Raw genomic sequence first — 4,025 nt, forward strand, 5'->3', positions numbered from 1 at the left:
TGGTTCAACTGCAGATAATGGTGCGCAATATGTAGTAAGGACTAAAGCCATACTTACAAATGCGGCAAATAATTTTTTAATTTTTTTCATTTTACCCTTCCTTTCTTAACTAAAATTCTAACATAATAAAAAAGATTAAAATTGTTGTTTATTTAGAACAATCTTAATCATTTTTTAGATTTATTACGATATTGTTTAGGCGTCATCCCAAATAGTTCTTTAAATGTACGATTAAAAATTTGGATATTAGCAAAACCATTATTTAAAGCAATATCTACAATATTTTCATTACTATTTTTTAAATCACTTAAACAATGTTCAATTCTAACATTGCGTAAATATTCAAAAATAGTTACTCCCATTTTCTTTTTAAAAATAGATGATAAATATGATTTATTATAATTTGTCAAAGTAGCAATCTGGTCTAAACTTATTTTCTGTTTATAATTATGATCAATATAATCAATGATCCTAACAACCAATTCATATAACTCATCATCATGTTTTTCTTGAATATAATATTCATCTTCCATTAAATATTTAGTTAATAAATTAATTATCTCTAAAACATGTATATAACAATCTATTAGTGTACTTTTTTGTACCCCCCCCCCACAAATTTTCAATAGGATATTAATAATTTCCTGTTTGACTTTTAAATTCATTTCTAAATTAAATCTTTTTCCTTTAGCTTTAGGACAAACATAATCAATAAATTTACGATCAAGCAATAAAACTATTCCTTCAATTCCTTTTTTTACATCAATATCATGAATCACTCCCGAATTAACTAATAATAACGTACCAGCGGGAGCTATTATTTCTTCATTTTCCATTCGCTGTATTTTTAAACCATCAACTACATAGGTTATTTCAATACTATTATGCCAATGAGGTTCAAAATAATAATCTTGATTATAATAATTACGACTAATTGTAAAAAAGCTATTACGGGCATATTCAACTTTTTCATGCTTTCTAATCACTACTCGAGAAGACACATTTTTCACATCCTTTCTTAAATCTTACCATATTCTAGAATGATTTTTGATAATAAAAGCAAAAAATTTACATTATTTTTATATTTTTTATCTTTTACCAAGAATTAGAAAAAATAACTAGTAATAATTAAACAAATTCGCTATAATAATCAATGTTTTCAATGAGGTGACATATAAGTGAAAATAATACTTAGAAAGGTAAGACAAAATGAAAAAAGGTATTTCAGTAGAACTAGTTGTTATCAATGCGATGATTGCTGGGGTATACGCTGCTCTCACTTTAGTAATCTCACCCATCGCATATTCGCAAATCCAATTTCGATTATCAGAAATAATGGTTTTTTTAGCATTTTATAACTATCGTTATATTCCCGGTTTAACAATTGGCTGCATTCTTGCAAATTTGTTTTCACCACTTGGAATGTTGGATGTTATTTTTGGAACATTAAGTACAGTAATTGTATGTACTTCAATGTATTTTGTTAAAAACCGTTATTTAGCTGCTTTTTTAGGAGCAGTAGTCACTGGAATTATCATTGGTGGTGAATTATGGTATGCCTACCAGATTCCTTATTTAATCAATGGTATTTATGTTGCAATTGGCGAATTAATTGTACTAGTTATTGGTGCTTTAGTATTTAAGGCATTAGAAAAAAATGACCGTTTAATGAACTTATTAGCTTTAAAATAAGATCATTAACGGTCTTTTAATATAAAAAATACCGCTAATAAGTTATTAGCGGTAAATCATTATTTTAATTTAGTAATATCAATTAAAGAAGTATCTCCTTTATGTCTTTTTTCTAAACTTGTAATTAACGCTTGAGCAGTATCTAATGATGTAAAAATTGGGATACCAGCTTCAACTGCAAATCTTCTAATTAAGAATCCATCTTTAAGATTATTATTTCTGGTTGGAATATCAATTACTAAATCAACAGTATCACTAAGCATTAAATCAAAGATTGTATTTGTATTAGCATCAATGCGATTAACAAAATTTACTGGCACATTGTTTTCCTTTAAGAAATTATATGTTCCTTCAGTTGCATATAAATCATAACCAAACATATAATATTGTCTAGCAATAGGTAAAAACTCTTCTTTAGCCGAATCTTTGATTGTACAAATAATATTCTTTTTCTTTGGTAAATTAATACCACTACCAATAAACGCTTTATAAATAGCTTCATCATAATCAGTAGAGATTCCTAAAACTTCACCTGTTGATTTCATTTCCGGACCTAAACTAATTTCAGCCCCTTTGATTTTTTCAAATGAGAATACTGGCATTTTAACTGCAACAGTCTGTTTTTCTGGTGCTAAACCATAATCATATCCTTGTTCCTTAATTGATTTACCCATAATTACATGAGTAGCAACATCAACTACAGGAATATCAGTTACTTTAGAAATATATGGAATCGTTCTACTTGATCTTGGATTTACTTCAATTACATAAACTTGATCTTCATAGACAATAAATTGAATATTAATTAAACCAATAACATTTAAAGCCTTGGCTAAACGTTTAGTATATTCAACAATTGTATCTTTTATATGAGCTTTAATTTTTTGTGATGGATAAACTGAAATACTATCCCCAGAGTGAACTCCGGCTCTTTCAACGTGTTCCATGATTCCTGGAATTAAGACACCATGTTCATCACAAATAGCATCAACTTCAACTTCTTTACCAGATAAATACTTATCAATTAAAATTGGATGTTCTTGATATTGACGATTGATGATTTCCATGAACTTTTTAACATCACCGTCATTTAAACAAATTTCCATTCCAGCTCCTCCTAAAACATAAGAAGGACGAACTAAAACCGGATATTTTAAGCGATTAGCTACTTCTAACGCTTCGTCAACAGTAAAGACAGTTGAACCACGAGGGCGATCAATTTCACATTTTTCTAAGATTTCATCAAATCTTTCCCGGTCTTCAGCCGCATCAACATCATCAGCTGATGTACCTAAGATCTTAACACCCATTTCCATTAAAGCTTTAGTTAGTTTGATTGCTGTTTGACCACCAAATTGAACAATTGCACCATCAGGTTTTTCAATATCAACAATATTTTCAACATCTTCTGGAGTCAATGGTTCAAAATATAGACGATCAGCAATATCAAAGTCAGTACTTACAGTTTCCGGGTTGTTATTGACAATAATAGTATCATATCCAGCTTCTTTTAGTGCCCAGACACAGTGAACTGAACAATAATCAAATTCAATTCCTTGACCAATTCTAATTGGCCCAGACCCTAAAACCATAATTTTCTTTTTATTGTCAGTTGGATCTACTTCATTTACCCCACCATAAACTGAATAATAATATGGTGTCGTAGCATCAAATTCCGCCGCACAAGTATCAACAATTTTATAAACTGCTTTGATGTCATTGTCTTTACACATTTGTTTAATTAATTCAACTGGTTTATTTGTTAGTTTCGCAATAACGCGATTTGGAAATTCTAAGCGTTTAGCTAATTTTAATAAATCAACTGTTAATTCTTGATTACATAACTGTTGTTCAACTTCAATTAAATGCTTAATTTTATCAATAAACCAAAGATCAATCTTAGTAATATTATGAATAATTTGTTCACTGATTCCTTTTCTTAATGCTTCTGCGATTACAAAAATTCGATGATCATCAACTACTTCTAATTGTTTCATTAAAAATTCTTCATCTTTATCAGCCAATTCATCTAATTGTAAATAGTAAACATTTTGTTCTAGTGAACGTAAAGCCTTCATCAATGCCCCTTCAAAGTTATTACAAATACTCATAACTTCGCCAGTTGCTTTCATTTGCGTTCCTAGCTCTCTTGAAGCATCAACGAATTTATCGAATGGCCATTTAGGAATCTTACAAACAATATAGTCTAATGTCGGTTCATAAGAAGCATAAGTTTTTCCAGTAACGGCATTAATGATTTCATCTAATGTATAGCCTAAAGCAATTTTAGCTGCTAATTTTGCAATTGGATAACCCGTTGCTTTACTAGCTAA

At 29.2% G+C, this 4,025-nt stretch carries 3 protein-coding genes; 1 reads left to right on the top strand and 2 read right to left on the bottom strand.

Annotation, left to right across the window (positions count from 1 at the left end; translation table 11 throughout):
- Positions 1–167: 167 nt before the first annotated feature.
- A complete protein-coding gene (locus tag J7M77_RS07185; protein ID WP_296877156.1) occupies positions 168–1,001 on the bottom strand; it encodes an AraC family transcriptional regulator in 834 nt (277 codons plus the stop codon).
- Positions 1,002–1,209: 208 nt separating this feature from the next.
- Here J7M77_RS07185 and J7M77_RS07190 point away from each other — a divergent pair, with 208 nt between their 5' ends.
- On the top strand, positions 1,210–1,692 hold the full coding sequence (locus J7M77_RS07190) for a QueT transporter family protein (RefSeq protein WP_296877157.1): 483 nt from the start codon (positions 1,210–1,212) through the stop codon (positions 1,690–1,692).
- A gap of 59 nt (positions 1,693–1,751) precedes the next feature.
- On the opposite strand, the gene carB is transcribed toward J7M77_RS07190, so the two are convergent.
- The coding region (gene carB, locus J7M77_RS07195) for a carbamoyl-phosphate synthase large subunit (RefSeq protein ID WP_296877158.1) at positions 1,752–4,025 on the bottom strand (2,274 nt) is incomplete at its 5' end.

This window comes from Thomasclavelia sp. (genome assembly GCF_017889095.1).
Lineage (GTDB): Bacteria > Bacillota_I > Bacilli_A > Erysipelotrichales > Coprobacillaceae > Thomasclavelia.

Coding starts and splice junctions, on each gene's coding strand:
- J7M77_RS07190 (WP_296877157.1), top strand. CDS start 1,210: ATGAAAAAAGGTATTTCAGTAGAACTAGTTGTTATCAATGCGATGATT.